Consider the following 15,804-nt stretch of genomic DNA (forward strand, 5'->3'; position numbering starts at 1 on the left):
GACTATTGGTTTTGATTGGTGATTAGTTTAACAGCGTCAGACAATTCCGTCCATGTACCGTTAAGTTCGTTTAAAAATGTTTTTCCTATTTCGGTTAATCCATAATATTTTCTTGGGGGCCCAGAGGTCGATTCTTCCCAGCGATAATTTAGGAGACCGTCGTTTTTCAACCTAGTTAATAGCGGATAAACTGTTCCCTCAACAACTAGTAATTTGGCGTTTTTTAAAGTGTCTAATATTTCTGATGTGTAGGCATCTTGTTCTTTTAATACAGATAAGATGCAAAACTCAAGAACACCTTTGCGCATCTGTGCTTTTGTGTTTTCAATGTTCATAATTTCATTTTGTTTTTTTTAGATTGAACAATTCGTTTTTTGATTGATGATGATTGATTGATGATTGATTGTTTTTGAGGTTTCCCTCTTAACCTATAACTTTTAACTTTAAAGTGCTACTTTATAAAAGGAATCGTCATTGGGTATTTGTAATATTCTCCGTTTGACGCTTTTATTGAAGCATAGATCACTAAAAAGAATTCAACAACTTTTAATAATCCAAAAAGCAATACTGCCGTAACTCCAACACTTATTAATCCGATGTTGCCTTGAAAGTTAAAATTTCTGATGATGAAATTTTCGTCGTTAAAAACAGCTTCCATTGGAATGTTTTGCAATACAACTGTGATGAAAATTGGAATTGCGATTAAAGCCAGAACTAATGTGTAAAGCAATAAACTCAATTGAAAATTTAACGTCTGTTTTCCGTGGTGATTTACAAATTCTGATTTGTCTTTGTAACTCGTCCAGATTAAAATCGGGAAAATATAATTTCCAAACGGGATGATGTACTGACTTAAAGTACTTAAGTGTGTGAACGTTGCAGTGTTCTTTTCTGATGTTTTTTCCATGATGAGTGGTGTTGTTGTTTCCATGATTAAAAGTATATAGTAATTTCTTATGCAAATATATATCTAAAAGACAGTATCTTGTTTTGCATAGTACCAAATATTAACAAAATTTTAACAAATTTGAAATTGAAATACTGTTTAAAAGATGCTGAAAATCAATCGTAAGGCTTGATTTTATTAGGGTTTTTGTAAACTATTGCGAATTTATTGTGCGTGCATAGTTTTTTTGTATTTTTACATAAAAAAATAAACTTATGGCAGTTTCAGTTTCCAAACTCAACAAATTTGTATTGTTCAAATTACCATCAGCATTCATTTGCGGCGTTCGCGTAAAAGCAATAGATAAAGACAGCTGTATCGTAAGTGTAAAACACCGCTGGATCAATCAGAATCCTTTTAACTCCATGTATTTTGCTGTACAGGCAATGGCAGCAGAGTTAACAACCGGAGCTTTGGTAATCTCACAAATTCAGGAAAGCGGTAAAAAAATCTCTATGCTGGTTGCCAATAACAAAGGAAACTTTACCAAAAAGGCAACAGGCAGAATCACGTTTGTCTGCAACGACGGACATTTAATTGCCGAAGCAATTCAAAATACAATCGCAACAGGTGAGGGACAGACCTTCTGGATGAAATCTATTGGAACTGACGAAAAAGGTGTTCAGGTTTCTGAAATGGATTTTGAATGGAGTGTTCGACTAAAATAAACATCTATTAAATTATATTATATAAATGACCTGCAGTAGCGGGTCATTTTTTTTAAATACATATCGGTTATTTATAATGATTTGATGTTCAGTAACTTTATGTACGGCTTTTGTTTTTTATGAACTTTTCTTTTGTAATTTTAGTTCTAATTTACTGTTACAATTTTCGCTTTCAAATTCAATACATTCATGCTGTCTTCATTTAGATGCTATAATTTTAATTCAGAACAAAACATTATTTGTAAGAATTATATGAATTAATATCTTTACCGAATAATAATGAAATAGAATTTTATTGAAGTTATTGAAAGCCTGAAAGATTTAGAATTAAGTTTTTTTGATTGATTTTCTTTTATAATATTCTTTTAAAACGATGAGAATATATGGATGGTAAAAAGCAAATATTTCAGACCGCTACCAAAAAACGATGGAAGACTTTTCAATGGTCAAGCAGATTTCTTTTGTTTATTCTTATTTTAATGATTCCGATTTTTTTAATTACTTTAAAAAGAGGATTAAAACCAGCATTACCGCTTTTAGCCAATAGTGCAAAAGTCGGTCGTGATTTGCAAAACCCTGTAAGTCCCAAAGATTTAAGCGCCAAAGACCTTAAAAAGTTCAAAGGATTTGATTATTTCTTAAGAGCTAAATCCAAGATCGTCAAATTAAAAAATCAACCGATTTCTCCAAAAACAGCGTCAGAAGTTCGCGCAGGATTTTATGTAGACTGGGATCCGCAAAGTTTGTTTTCACTTCAAAAAAATATTGATAAACTCAATATGGTAGTTCCAGAATGGTTTTTTATAGATCCAAAAACCGATTTACTGCGAATAGAAATTGATACAGCAGCATTAAAAGTGATGAGAAAAGGAAAGGTCAAAATCCTTCCGTTAATTAATAACATCAATGAATCTTTAGGCGAAGGAGAGTTTGACGGCGATCTTATACATCGTATTCTTCATGATAAAACCAAAAAAGAAAGATTGATTAATGATATTGTAAAAGCATTAAACAAATATAAATTACAAGGAATTAATATTGATTTTGAGGAATTTAAAGAAAATAGCGACGAACCTATAATTGCTTTTCAAAAAGAATTATATGAAAAACTACATCCGCTTGGCTATCTTGTTTCGCAAGATGTAATGGCTTCAGACGATGATTTTAATATAAAAGCTTTAGCAAAATACAACGATTATGTATTTCTAATGGCTTATGATGAGCATTATGCAGAAAGTATTCCAGGCGATATCAGCAGTCAGAAATGGATAGAAAGAATTGTAGATAAAACAGCAAAAGAAATTCCGTCTGATAAAATTATCCTTTGTATTGCAGGATATGGTTACGATTGGCAGGAAAAACAGCAGGGAGAAACGGTAAGTTATGATCAGGCAATTGCAATCGCCAAACAACATAATGCTGTGATTAAGTTTAATGATAACAGTTATAATAACTCTTATCAATATACAGACAGCAATGGAAAAAAGCATCAGGTTAATTTTACAGATGCAGCAACCAATTTTAATACCATAAGATTTAGTGACGAATATGGTTTGGCAGGAACTGCCTTATGGAGATTAGGAAGCGAAGATCAGCGTTTGTGGAGTTATTATCAGCGAAGCTTAACTAACGAAAGCATTGATGAAAAACCTTTCGATTTTAAAGCACTGCAGCGTGTAAGTACCCGAATCGAAAGTCCGGCCTACATTGGCGACGGCGAAATACTAAATGTTATTGCCGATCCTGCGCCGGGAAAAATACAAATGGAAATCGATAATGACGAAGATATTATTACCGAACAAAAATATCTGGAATTACCAACCAAATATGTGATCAGTAAATTTGGAAATGTACACAAACAAGTTATTTTAACTTTTGATGATGGGCCGGATCCAACTTATACGCCACAAGTTTTAGATATTTTAAAAAGAGAAAAAGTACCCGCTGTGTTTTTTGTAATTGGTATTCAGGGAGAAAATAATATTCCGCTGGTTCAAAGAATTTATAAAGAAGGCCATGAAATAGGAAATCATACTTTTACGCACCCAAATATTGCTTTGGTAAGCCCGGAAAGAGCTTCGGCAGAAATGGAAACAACCCGATTATTGATAGAAGCCGTTACTGGAAGAAGTACAGTGCTTTTTAGAGCGCCCTACAATGCAGATGCAGAACCCACAACAGAAGCCGAGCTTAAACCAATTGCCTTAAGTAAAGCGCAGAATTATTATACAGTTGGAGAAAGTATTGATCCTAACGATTGGGAAAAAGGTGTAAGTGCCGATAGTGTTTATATTAGAACGATAAAACAATACGAAGCCAATCCCGATAAGGGAATTATTTTACTGCACGACGCAGGCGGTAACAGACAATCAACTGTAGAAGCTTTACCGCGGATTATTAAATATTTTAAAGACAGAAATATTCAGTTTACAACTGTTTCTCATTTGCTTGGTAAGACAAAAGAAGAAATTATGCCCGAAGCAAAAGGGCCCTATGTAACGATAGATAACGTTATTTTTGATTTTGGATATTGGTTCGGAAATTTTATTACTGTCGCTTTTTGGGTTGCTATTTTTCTGGGTTTTATACGAATTGGTCTAATGGCAATTATGGCATTTATAAAACGATGGAAAGATCATAAACACCCGCCTGTTTATAAAAATACAGGAGAAAATCCTAAAGTAAGTATTATTGTTCCGGCTTATAATGAAGAAATCAACGCCGTAAAAACAATCGAAAATTTACTCTGTCAGGATTACCCCGATTTTGATATTGTTTTTGTGGATGATGGATCAAAAGACAAAACTTTTGCCATGATAAGCGAAGCTTTTAAAGACAATCCGAAAGTAAAAGTAAATACGAAACCAAACGGAGGAAAGGCATCAGCATTAAATTACGGAATTAAACTCACACAAAATGATTATGTGGTTTGTATTGATGCCGATACACAACTGAAAACCGATGCTATTTCGCAATTGATGAAAGGTTTTACCATGCAGTTAAAAGACAATCAGGAAATTGGCGCAATTGCCGGAAATGTAAAAGTGGGCAACGAAAATACCATGCTTACCAAATGGCAGAGTATTGAATATACAACCGCACAAAATTTTGACCGTAGAGCTTTTGATTTAATCAACGGAATAACGGTTGTTCCGGGGGCTATTGGAGCATTTAAAAAAGAAGCAATTGAAAAAGCCGGAGGTTTTACAACCGATACACTTGCTGAAGACTGCGATTTAACGATTCGAATTTTAAGAAACGATTATCACATTATAAACTGTATAGAAGCTGTAGCCGTTACAGAAGCTCCGGAAAGTCTGAACGAATTTATGAAACAGCGTTTCCGTTGGAGTTACGGAATTATGCAGGCTTTTTGGAAAAATCGTGACGCGTGTTTTAATCCAAGATATAAAGGTTTGGGAATGGTGGCTTTGCCAAATGTTTTAATTTTTCAGATTATACTGCCCATCTTCGCGCCTTTGGCCGATTTGGTTTTAATTTTAAGTTTAATCTGGAATCATAACGATCCGGACAGCCTTCATAAAATATTGATTTATTATATTGCTTTTATGCTGATGGATATGCTGGTAAGTGTAATTGCTTTTATTTTTGAAAAAGAAAAACTGACGAAATTAATATGGTTAATTCCGCAGCGATTTGTCTACCGACAATTGATGTATGTGATTTTGTTTAGAGCTTTACGAAGAGCTATAAAAGGGGAGAGCCAAAGTTGGGGCGTTTTGACACGGACAGGAAATGTTGGAACGGTAAAGTGATTTAAGGTTCAGAGTTTCAAAGGTGCAAAGATTTAGATAAAGCTTGTCATTTCGACGAAGGATTTCTCCTTCGTCGAAATGACAAAAATGGAGATGATTTGTTGAAGAAAAATAAACATAAAAAAAAGCCTCAATTTACTGAGGCTTTTGTATTTAAAATAAAATTAGATTATGCTTTTGCACAACAAGATTTTTTGTCTTTTTTGGTTTTTCCTGCTTCACAAGTTTTTCCTTCTGCTTTGCATTTTGCTTTACATTTATCGATTTCGGCTGCAGTCATTTTTTTAGACGAATCTGCTTTTTTAGAACAGCAGGATTCTTTTTTAGCAGCTTCTTTTTTTACCGGTTTAGTTTCCTGAGCCTGAATTCCGATAGAGAATAATGCAATGGTTAAGATCGTAATTATTTTTGTCATTTTTTTATTTTTAGTTGATCAAATATAATAGGATTTGTTGTGGTTAATTCTTACAGTTTTGTTAATGTTTTTGTAAAGTAGAATTAGTCTTCTGAAAAGTATTGAGAAACCCATTGATTAAAATCTTCTTTGTATTCTTTTTGTGCATTTTCGATGATAGATTCAGTTTCCTGAACAGGTTCCAGATTAAAGTTTTCTTTTAACCAATCGATGTATTCCTGCAGGCATTCACTTTCTTCATAATCCTCTATGTCTTTATAAAAGTAAACCTGTTCATGATCAACACTAATTTCGGTGTCAAATGTCAATAACTGCATAAACTCGAAAATATTTTTTGCAATAACATGATAGCCGCCTTCATCTCCAAAAACAACTACAGGCAGATCGTTTAAAGAATTTCCAGAATCATTATTCCATAAAACATACATAGAACCAGAACCGTTTGCTTGCGCAAAAGGCATTAATTTGTCAAGAAAAGCTTCATCTTCAGACCAGCTTGCGATTCCGTATTTTTCATCTCTCAATAAACCAAAACCCTGAGAATAATTTTCGAAACCAAGTTCATCGTTTATTTCAAACAATAAAGTCAGTTCATTTGTAATCTGATCGTTAAAATTCTTTTTGAAATCGTTTAATTCCATAATTTGATTATTTTGGTTGATAATATTAAACCAAATATACCATGATTTACTAATTATAAGAATAAATGCAGTGTTGTATTTTTGTAAAAAAAAAGCTATTGTATAAGATTAAAAACCATCAACAATCTTTCGCTCTTTGTATTTTCCCTTTTCAATAATCCATAGAACTTCATAACTTGTCGTGGCATGACTATTACTAGAAGCAATGTATAAAATATCCGTTTTTGGATCATAATATATCTGGACATACGGAAAGTTGGGTTCAAATAAATCGTCAAAAGCGTTTTTAGGAAGTTCAATATATTTATTTCCTTTAAAAATTCTAATAGACAGGTATGTTAGTCTTGGCATACTTCCATCAGTGCCCCAATATTTCTTGCCATTAATTTTTTCAATTTTTGATGGGTCTGCTTTTGAATACGTAATTTTTGATGTTCTGGGATTAAACTTTTTATTTTCAAAATAAACTTTCAAACTATCCTTGAGAAACAGAGCTTTTGTTGAAGGTTCATTGATTAAAGGAATTTTTACAAATTCAGACAAATATTTGATACCGCCTTTGGTTGCATAACCCTGTAAATCAATATTGTTTTTTGTATAATGTATGCGAACCCAATCATTTTCGGGTTTAAAACCATAAACGATAAAACCGTTATCTAATTGATCTGAAATGTCATTATCATTTTGTTGTGCTTTATTTTTGATGTTTACACATCCTTCTTTGTCTGCTACAATCGCAAATTGGGCAAATAAGTGGGTACTAAATAACAGGATACTATATAGGGGAATAAATTTCATCTGTATTTATAATTTAGTAGTACGACTTTGAAACCTTTTAACCGAAAATTGAATTAAAATAATCACCAATATGAGGATTATCAGAAAAAGTTCTAATGTTACCAAGCCAACCAAAGGCAGTCCGCAGTGAATCTGTCCATTTGACCTCATTCTCAATTTATCGGAGAGTAATTTATAGTCTATAAAAGCAAAAACGAATTGAGAGAAAATACTAATTAGGGATACTTTGGCGAAACTTAATTTGATCCTGTCAGCGACTGATTCTATACCAAATAAAATTTGAAAGCTTAATGGCAAGATAATTAATAGGCAGAAAATAATTTGAGACATAAATTTATTAAAAAGATTTTTATTACAATCTCTTAATTTCAAAATTGATGCCAATCCGCTTTTTTTGGTAAGAAAAAGATTTAATCTTTAATCAGTATTAATTAAAAAAAAGCAATTCTATTAAACCTTAATAACTTATAGAATTTAAAAATCCGATTAACTAATAATTCAAATTAACTCCAAACCCAATCCCCATATCACTATCATAATGCGTTGTGATTCCAAAATTTCTCGCCACGATATATTTTAAACCCGCCATATATTCCTTATCCGTATTCCACATTAAATTCATGCGTAAACGTTTAGCAAGCGGAATATCTTTTCGTTCAAATTGTAAACGCACATTTCCATCCGTATAAACTTCAAGCTGCGCTTTTACCAGCATTGGTAAAGTATATTCAAGTCCGGCGCTAAAGTAAGAGCGACTGTCTTTTGTATTCGTTTGTCCAAAAAGGTTTTTTTCCATTTCGCCGTCTTCCATTTTTCGGTAACGCCAGTCAAAACCAATAAAAGGCATCAACCATTGATTTTTTCCGATATAACGGCCAATATGTGTTTCAGTTTCGTAACCGTGATCATTATAACCCAATCTCCATTCTGTACCAATGCTCCAGCGCGTACTGCTGTACATTGCTTCCCCATCATTTCCGTTAGACGCAAAATCATTTTCAGCCATAAAATGAAACATACGATCGTCCATTTTTAGCATTTTATAAGCCATTTCAGGATGATGAATCAACGGATTTGGTGCCGAATTTTCATAACTAAAAATACGTCCCATTCCCGCCATCATGTGATATAAAATATGGCAGTGAAAAAACCAGTCGCCATCTGCATTTGCCTGAAATTCGATAGTATCGGTTTCCATCGGCATAATATCAATCACATTTTTTAGAGGTGAATAATCTCCTTGTTCATTCAGAATCCTAAAATCATGTCCGTGTAAATGCATCGGGTGACGCATCATTGAACCGTTGTATAAAACAATGCGGACGTTTTCTCCCTTTTTAATTAAGATTTTATCCGTTTCAGAAATCACTTTATTGTCCAGACTCCAAACGTAGCGATTCATATTTCCAGACAATTCAAAACGCAATTCTTTTACAGGTGCATTTTTTGGGAGATTGGTTTTAAATGGCGATTTCAACATTCCGTAATTCAGCGTAACGATTTCCGGAGTTTCTGTGCTGTAGTTTGCCATTTGCATACTTTCCATATTATGAGCCGAATGATCCATTGGTTTAGCATTTTCATCTTCGCCAGAAATCTCAGGATACATAACAGCGTTCATGTCCATTTTATTCAGAGACATATTCATTCCCATGTCGTTCATTTCGCCGTTCATTTTCATCATGTCGTTCATCATTTTCATTCCTTCAAAATATTTTAATTTCGAAAGATGATGAATAGGCTGTTTTTCACCTTTACCTAAAAACAAAGAAGCAGATCCTGTTCTGTCTTCGGCTGTAGCCAAAAATGCAAAAGCTTTTTTATCTTCTGGAATTGTAACGACAACATCATAAGTTTCAGAAACGGCAATAATTAAACGATCAACTTCTACAGGTTCAACGTCATTTCCGTCGCTCGCTACAACCGTAATCTTTCCGCCGCCATAAGTCAGCCAGAAATAACTCGATGCGCCTCCATTGGCAATTCGTAACCTGACTTTTTCTCCGGGTTTAAATTGTGAAAGCTGTTGTTCGTTTTTTCCATTCAATAGAAACTTCTCATAATAAACATCGCTCACGTCCATCGCATTCATACGCTTCCATTCATTGGTCACTTTGGTCGCGAAATGTTTTTGTTTAATGCTTTCCGCATAACTTTGAGTTGTTCCTTTTTTTATGGCAAACCAGTCATTTGCATTATGAAGCATTCGCTGAATATTCTCTGGTTTAAGATCCGACCATTCACTTAAAATAACCGGAATTGTAGGCAAATCATCAATTCCTTTTCTAATCGTAGGATCATCTTTTTTCTTATTGATGATAAAAAGTCCGTACAAACCAATTTGTTCCTGCAGACCAGAATGGCTGTGATACCAATACGTTCCGTTTTGAATAATTGGAAAAGAATATTTATGTGTCGTTCCGGGTTTAATAGGCATTTGAGTCAGATACGGAACACCATCTTCTTTATTTGGAAGAAACAATCCGTGCCAATGCAAAGCTGTATCTTCATTTTTAAGTTCGTTATGCACATAAATTTCTGCGATATCGCCTTCAGTAAAAGTCAAAGTCGGCATCGGAATTTGTCCGTTTACCGCAATTGCGCGTTTTTCTTTTCCAGAAAAATGGACAATCGTATCGCGTACGTGCAAGTCATAACGCACCACTTTTTGCGAACGCACATTTTGTATGAAAATCAGAAACAATATTGACGAAATAATAGCTTTAGTAAAGTTCATTATACAATTGTTAGCAGCATTATTAAACTCATAATAATCATTAAACCGTCTTCGATAATCGTTACTGTGCTCATTGGCAGATTAAAAACGGCTCCTAAACAAGCGCATTGAATTTTCTTTTTATTGAGAACAGATTGTAAAACGCCAATAATACTCACGCTCATGACAATAAAAGTTACTGCATTTGTTATTATTGGATTAAAATCTATTAGATACGAAATTCCTAAGCCCAATTCCAGAAAAGCATAAACATAACCCCAAACCGGAATTTTTTTAGCGACAACATCGTACATCATATAACTTTCAGCGAAACCTTTTAAATTCAGCATTTTAAAAAAGGAGAAGACTAAAAAGAATCCCGCCATAAAATGACGCATTGCCTGCATAAAATCAAAATGATGATTGGCAAGTTGTATTAATAGAGTAACTAAACTTATATAAAAGAAAATGAGTAAAATAGGCTTGTAGGTTTCTGCCCAGGATTTTGCTTCTTCTGCAATTTCATTATGATGAACGGCTGAAATCTTATATTTATTTTCTAAAGCATTTTGTAAATCATTTAAAGCAACGTGCTTGCTCATGGTTACAGTTGCAGTATTATCATTTTTAGAAACTTCAACTTCGGTAACATTATCTACTAATTGTAATGCTTTTTTTACCTTGTCTTCGCAGCTAGTGCAAGTCATTCCGGTAAGTTGATAAGTATGTGTCATTGTTTTATTTTTTAGGTATTACAATGCAAATTTCCGAAGTAAAGCCGGTTTCGGTTTGTATAATTTTGAGAATGATTTGTAAGATTTATTAAAGTTACGTTTTTTTACCGCAAAGACCACAAGGTTTTTTTGATATGCGATATTTATAAAAAAGAAAGTTCGCAAAGCTTTGGGTAAATAGCTTTGCGAACTGTGTGAAATCCTTGCGGTCTTTGCGGTAAAAAAACGATTTTAAATTCTTCTGTTGTTATTAATATTGTTGAATATTAAAACAGCATGATTTTTGTATCTTTGTATTTGTAAAAATAATATTATGACAACAATAACTATTAACGAGCGTACCAAGGCAGGTAAAACATTGCTTGAACTTGCAAAGTTATTAGCTGTAACAAATAAAGGTGTTAAAATAGAGGAAGATGAAAGTCCTTATAATCCTGAATTTGTCGCTGAAATTAAGCAAAGATATGCTGATTATAAAAGTGGGAAGTCTAAAACTACACTAATTGATCCTAATGATATATGGGGAAGTTTAGGATTGAAATAATTCCGGAAGCGCAGTTAGATATTGCAAAACATTTAAAGTCAGGAAATCAAAGCAGTATAAAAAAGATTAAACGAATCTTAGAAGAATTGACAGAGCATCCATTTGAAGGAGTTGGAAAACCTGAAGCATTAAAACACAATCTTGCTGGATTTTGGTCCAGAGAAATCAATAAAAAAGACAGATTAATATATGCCGTTGAAGAAGAAATAGTTACAGTAGTTGTGATTTCTGCAATGGGTCATTATTCAGATAAATAAAAAACGTGCTAATTAATAGCACATTTTTTTATACAATAAACTCATATTACAAATTCTCAATCTGAATACGATTTTTTTCTTTTGACTGCTTAAACTGCGTAGGTGTAAAACCAGTAATTTTTTTAAACTGATTGCTCAAATGAGCAACATTACTATAGTTTAAAATATCTCCAATTTCACTCAACGAAAGTTCATTATAAACCAAAAGCTCTTTTACTTTTTCTATTTTCTGGCTGATAAAATACTTTTCTATCGTCGTGTTTTCAATTTCAGAAAATAAATTGCTCAGCGTGCTGTAATCCTGGTTGAGGTTTTGCACCAAATAATCAGACAGATTAATTTTAAGTTCATTGTTTTTATGATGCACCAAATCTATAATCAGTGTTTTTATCTTTTCGATGGTTTTTGATTTTTTATCATCCATCAAATCAAAACCTATAGCATTTAGGTTTTGAAGTAAAGCTTTCTTGTGATTTTCTGAAATTTCATTTTGTAGTTCGACTTCACCCAATTCAACAGCAATAGTCTGAAGTCCGAGTTTATCCAACTCAGACTTCACAACCATTATACATCTGCTGCACACCATATTTTTGATGTATAGCTTTGTCATTATTTGATAGTTTCTACCACATTGCCGCAAGTAAGCATCGAAGAACCGTAATATGGATTTTTAACCGCTTTTTCTTTGCTCAACCAATCTGCATCTGCCATTGGGCAATATTGTTTGTAAATGGGCTGTTCTGGATTAGAAACTTTAATCAATTCGTAAGTACCTTTAGATAATGATTTAAAAGTCTCACGTTGTTTTTTGAGATCCTGGTTTGATGAAATTGCTTTTGCATCAGCAGTTAATTTTTTTACCACTTTCATCCAAACAGTATGCTCGCTGCTTTTTAATTTATCCATTTTTACAGCACTTATTGAAGCCAATAAAGTTGCAGCTTTCGCCGAAGTAGTTTTAGCATCACTTTTGATAAGGGCATCTTTTACAGCAAAATAATTATCAAAAACAGATTGCAATTGACTCGAATTTAAAACATCTTCTGATACTGGTTGAGGTTTTATTTCTTTTGCTGAAATTGTATTTGCAGATACTATAATTGTCATTGCTATAAGAATAGCTTTTATTGAATTTTTCATTTTATATGATTTTAAAAGAATATTAATTTTAATTGAATGTAGTTGTTTCTTAAAAGAATAAAGATCTTAAAGAAAAAACTTAGTGGCTTAGAGCCTTTGTGGCAATTTTAGAAGTAGGCAAAGCCCATTTATAGCTGTCACAAATACAATTATTTTATTTTAGGAGGTAACCAAATAGAAGTAAAACCATCAGAAACATTGGTTTCATTATAATAAGAAATAGGTTTTTCTATAGCGTAATTAAACGCGCTATTTTGAAGATCAAAGTCATTTGATGCAGGAATGTTCAATTGAAAAGAAGAAGTTGTACAATTGGTATGATTGCATTTTCCGCCACAATCATGTTTTTCTTTTTTAGAATTTGAATCTTTCTTGCAACAATCCTTTTTACAGCAGTCTTTTTCTTTCTTGTCTGAAGTAATTTCTTTTTTAGTCGAAGTTTTATCAGCATTATTTCCGCAGGCAAAACCAGAGTTTGGAATCAAAAAGAAACCAATCATAAGGTAAAAGAATAATATGTAGACTTTTTTTGGCAAAGGAAATTTTGTTTTTGTGATACAAATTTAGAGAAAAATAATCAGTTCAGAGATTTTTTAAGATTTCAATAACTAAAGCTTTTTAAAATCGGTAGGCTTCATTTTCTTTCTTTTTTTGAAATAATTTGATAAATGGCTTTCATCAGTAAAACCAAATTCATAAGCAATCTGCTTAATTGGCAGTTGATTATTATGAATTCTTTTTTCGATTAAAGTCGTTCGTAAATTGTGAATGTAATCCCGGTAACTAATCGAAAAAGTCCTTTTGAAATAAGCACTAAAATACGTTTGAGCAATATTAAAATGATCTGCAATTACTTTGATCTGAACCAATTTTGGCTGATAAATATTTTGATGTATATAAGAAGTGATTTGCTCGTTATCAATAGAATTTCCTTTTACGACAAGATTCATACCGCGCATAGTTTCTTTTATTAATCCAAAAATCGAAAGAATCTGATAAAATACAATAGGCGAATTAGATACGTCTGTTTTGCAATTGTAAGCAGCAATATTTTCAATAGTATTCCTTAAAATTGTTTTGCAGGGATCGTCTAATTTTAAAACCGTTTCCTTTAATGTTTTGTCGCGCATAAAACTTTCTGGCGTATGTACCAGAAATTCGTCACAAGTAAGATTTTGTTTCGAATTAAAATAGCTGTCCGTAAATTTAATGTAGAAAAAACGAGTACTCTTTTTAATATCAAAATAATGTTCATCATCGGGCGAAATAACAAACAAATCACCAGCTTTATACGGTAATAAATTGTTGTTTAAATGATGAATGCCGCTTCCTTTTTTGATATAAATGATTTCGTAATACGTATGTGTATGCGGCGGAAGGTGAAATTCTTCATCTTCAAATTCATCAATCGCAAGTGTTTTAAATTGATTTAATTTTGGCATAACTTAAATTTACAAGTTTATATCACAAATGTACAACTAAATTTTGTTAAAACCGGTGTAAATTTGCATCATAGAAAGTCTATTCCTTTCTTCTTTATTCAAATGAAAAAAAGTCTTATTGCCCTCTCATTAGGGGGACTAACAATCGGAATTACCGAATTTGTTATGATGGGTTTACTGCCTGATATCGCTTCAGACATGAAAGTTACGATTCCGGTAGCAGGATATTTAATTTCCGCATACGCACTGGGTGTTGTTATTGGTGCGCCTTTATTGGTTATTATAGGTAGAAATTTTGCTCCAAAAAAAATGTTACTGATTTTAGCTTTGATGCTTACGGTTTTTAACGCCTTGTCTATCATTGCGCCGGATTATAATTTTCTATTTGCTTCCAGATTTCTTTCCGGATTACCTCACGGTGCCTTTTTTGGAGTAGGTGCGGTAGTTGCGAGCCGTTTGGCTGATAAAGGAAAAGAAGCGCAGGCAATTGCAATTATGTTTTCAGGTTTAACATTGGCGAACTTAATTGGTGTGCCTATCGGAACGTATATCGGACATAATTTTATCTGGCGATATACTTTTATACTTATTGCAATTGTGGGTTTGCTTACCTTTTTGTTTATCTATTTATGGATGCCAAACTTAGAGAAAAACCAAACCGTAAACATGAAAACGCAATTGTTGTTTTTTAAGAAAATTGATGCCTGGCTTATTATAGGAATTACGGCTGTTGGTTTTGGAGGTCTATTTGCATGGATTAGTTATATAGCGCCATTGCTGACAAACGTTTCTAAGTTTTCTCCAGAAGATGTTTCGTATATTTTGATTCTGGCTGGTTTCGGAATGGTGGTAGGAAACTTTTTAGGAGGTAAACTGGCCGATAAATTTTCGCCTGCACCAACTACATTAGCATTATTATTTGTAATGGCTGTAGATTTGATTTTGGTTTACTTTTTCTCTTTCAATCAATATGCTTCCTTGTTTTTTACTTTTTTAACTGGTGCCATTTCTTTTTCTGTTATTGCGCCAATTCAAATGTTGATGATTCGTACAGCAAAAGATGCCGAAATGATCGCTTCTGCAGCGCTTCAGGGAAGTTTTAATATCGGGAATGCTTTAGGAGCTTTTCTTGGCGGACTACCTTTGGCGGCAGGATATGGTTTTGCTTCACCAAATCTTATAGGTGTCGTGATGTCTGTTGTGGGAATGATCATAACTATTGTTTTAATAAAAAAGCATAAAAGTAATTTACAATTACAGCACGCATAACATTTTTACTTCTTTTTAGAAAGCCCTTAACTTTTGTTTAAGGGCTTTTTTTTGTTCTGCACTTTTTCAAAATGTCCCATTTTTAGGCGTAAGTCAGAAAATACATTTTAAATTATATATTTCATTTTTTTCATTTTTTTTAATTTTTGTCGCCATTATTTTACTTTTAAGTGTAAAAAACACACCTAATAATTCTGTAATTTATACTCATGTAATCGATTGTTTTTTTTGCAATAATCTAACCAAATACACAATTAATAAAAATATATATAATATTTTTAGGCGTTATAAATTATACATCTTCTAGAAAAATCAAGGATAATTTTCCATATCTAATTTTTTTTATGAATTTTTTATGAATTTTTATTTTTCATTTGAAAAAAATATTTATGTTTGTGTAATCGATTACAACATTTTATTATTCAAAAAAAGCCATCGATTTTAGAATACTATTAAGA

The 15,804-nt window shown here is 32.7% G+C and carries 16 protein-coding genes; 5 read left to right on the forward strand and 11 right to left on the reverse strand.

Translation table 11 applies throughout. From position 1 onward, the window contains the following. Positions 1-2 precede the first annotated feature (2 nt). Together EV144_RS18590 and EV144_RS18595 are read right to left on the reverse strand one after the other, a co-directional pair. Entirely contained in the window at positions 3-335 is a 333-nt protein-coding gene (locus tag EV144_RS18590; RefSeq protein WP_134150652.1) for a PadR family transcriptional regulator, read from the reverse strand. A gap of 116 nt (positions 336-451) precedes the next feature. After that, on the reverse strand, positions 452-931 hold the full coding sequence (locus tag EV144_RS18595; protein ID WP_243854706.1) for a DUF4870 domain-containing protein: 480 nt from the start codon (positions 929-931) through the stop codon (positions 452-454). Between the two features lie 230 nt (positions 932-1,161). On the opposite strand from EV144_RS18595, the gene EV144_RS18600 reads away from it, so the two are divergent. Both EV144_RS18600 and EV144_RS18605 read left to right on the forward strand, forming a co-directional pair. Next, positions 1,162-1,614, forward strand: coding sequence for a DUF4442 domain-containing protein (locus EV144_RS18600; protein WP_134150653.1), 453 nt, complete (start codon positions 1,162-1,164; stop codon positions 1,612-1,614). Positions 1,615-1,997: 383 nt separating this feature from the next. Continuing rightward, positions 1,998-5,390: a polysaccharide deacetylase family protein gene (locus EV144_RS18605; RefSeq protein WP_134150654.1), complete on the forward strand. Its 3,393-nt coding sequence runs from the start codon at positions 1,998-2,000 to the stop codon at positions 5,388-5,390. A 169-nt stretch (positions 5,391-5,559) separates the two neighbouring features. Here EV144_RS18605 and EV144_RS18610 read toward each other — a convergent pair whose 3' ends face one another. The 5 genes from EV144_RS18610 to EV144_RS18630 form a co-directional block, all read right to left on the reverse strand. Then, complete coding sequence (locus EV144_RS18610; RefSeq protein WP_134150655.1) at positions 5,560-5,805, reverse strand: hypothetical protein; 246 nt, start codon at positions 5,803-5,805, stop codon at positions 5,560-5,562. Between the two features lie 83 nt (positions 5,806-5,888). Next, the gene (locus tag EV144_RS18615; RefSeq protein ID WP_134150656.1) at positions 5,889-6,446 is read right to left on the reverse strand and encodes a hypothetical protein; all 558 of its coding nucleotides are present in this window, start codon (positions 6,444-6,446) and stop codon (positions 5,889-5,891) included. Positions 6,447-6,554: 108 nt separating this feature from the next. Continuing rightward, positions 6,555-7,244 carry a hypothetical protein gene (locus EV144_RS18620; RefSeq protein WP_134150657.1) on the reverse strand — a complete coding sequence of 230 codons (690 nt, stop codon included), beginning with the start codon at positions 7,242-7,244 and terminating at the stop codon, positions 6,555-6,557. A gap of 490 nt (positions 7,245-7,734) precedes the next feature. Continuing rightward, positions 7,735-9,981 carry a multicopper oxidase domain-containing protein gene (locus tag EV144_RS18625; RefSeq protein WP_134150658.1) on the reverse strand — a complete coding sequence of 749 codons (2,247 nt, stop codon included), beginning with the start codon at positions 9,979-9,981 and terminating at the stop codon, positions 7,735-7,737. Beyond that, the gene (locus EV144_RS18630; RefSeq protein ID WP_134150659.1) at positions 9,981-10,694 is read right to left on the reverse strand and encodes a heavy-metal-associated domain-containing protein; all 714 of its coding nucleotides are present in this window, start codon (positions 10,692-10,694) and stop codon (positions 9,981-9,983) included. Before EV144_RS18630 ends, EV144_RS18625 begins: the two co-directional genes overlap by 1 nt. 313 nt (positions 10,695-11,007) lie before the next feature. Between EV144_RS18630 and EV144_RS18635 the strand changes: the two genes are divergently transcribed. Both EV144_RS18635 and EV144_RS18640 read left to right on the forward strand, forming a co-directional pair. Continuing rightward, on the forward strand, positions 11,008-11,238 hold the full coding sequence (locus EV144_RS18635) for a DUF2683 family protein (protein WP_134150660.1): 231 nt from the start codon (positions 11,008-11,010) through the stop codon (positions 11,236-11,238). Beyond that, complete coding sequence (locus EV144_RS18640; RefSeq protein ID WP_134150661.1) at positions 11,214-11,495, forward strand: Txe/YoeB family addiction module toxin; 282 nt, start codon at positions 11,214-11,216, stop codon at positions 11,493-11,495. The genes EV144_RS18635 and EV144_RS18640 overlap by 25 nt, the downstream gene beginning before the upstream one ends. Positions 11,496-11,541: 46 nt before the next feature. Here EV144_RS18640 and EV144_RS18645 read toward each other — a convergent pair whose 3' ends face one another. From EV144_RS18645 to EV144_RS18660, 4 genes are all read right to left on the reverse strand, one after another. Continuing rightward, positions 11,542-12,105, reverse strand: coding sequence for a helix-turn-helix domain-containing protein (locus EV144_RS18645; RefSeq protein ID WP_134150662.1), 564 nt, complete (start codon positions 12,103-12,105; stop codon positions 11,542-11,544). Continuing rightward, on the reverse strand, positions 12,105-12,635 hold the full coding sequence (locus EV144_RS18650) for a DUF3347 domain-containing protein (protein ID WP_134150663.1): 531 nt from the start codon (positions 12,633-12,635) through the stop codon (positions 12,105-12,107). The genes EV144_RS18645 and EV144_RS18650 overlap by 1 nt, the downstream gene beginning before the upstream one ends. Before the next feature lie 149 nt (positions 12,636-12,784). Then, positions 12,785-13,171, reverse strand: coding sequence for a hypothetical protein (locus EV144_RS18655; protein ID WP_134150664.1), 387 nt, complete (start codon positions 13,169-13,171; stop codon positions 12,785-12,787). Between the two features lie 72 nt (positions 13,172-13,243). Continuing rightward, positions 13,244-14,077, reverse strand: coding sequence for an AraC family transcriptional regulator (locus EV144_RS18660; RefSeq protein ID WP_134150665.1), 834 nt, complete (start codon positions 14,075-14,077; stop codon positions 13,244-13,246). A 102-nt stretch (positions 14,078-14,179) separates the two neighbouring features. On the opposite strand from EV144_RS18660, the gene EV144_RS18665 reads away from it, so the two are divergent. Further along, positions 14,180-15,346 carry an MFS transporter gene (locus EV144_RS18665; RefSeq protein ID WP_134150666.1) on the forward strand — a complete coding sequence of 389 codons (1,167 nt, stop codon included), beginning with the start codon at positions 14,180-14,182 and terminating at the stop codon, positions 15,344-15,346. Positions 15,347-15,804: the final 458 nt, after the last annotated feature.

Origin of the sequence: Flavobacterium sp. 270, from assembly GCF_004368785.1 — a bacterium.
Lineage (GTDB): Bacteria > Bacteroidota > Bacteroidia > Flavobacteriales > Flavobacteriaceae > Flavobacterium.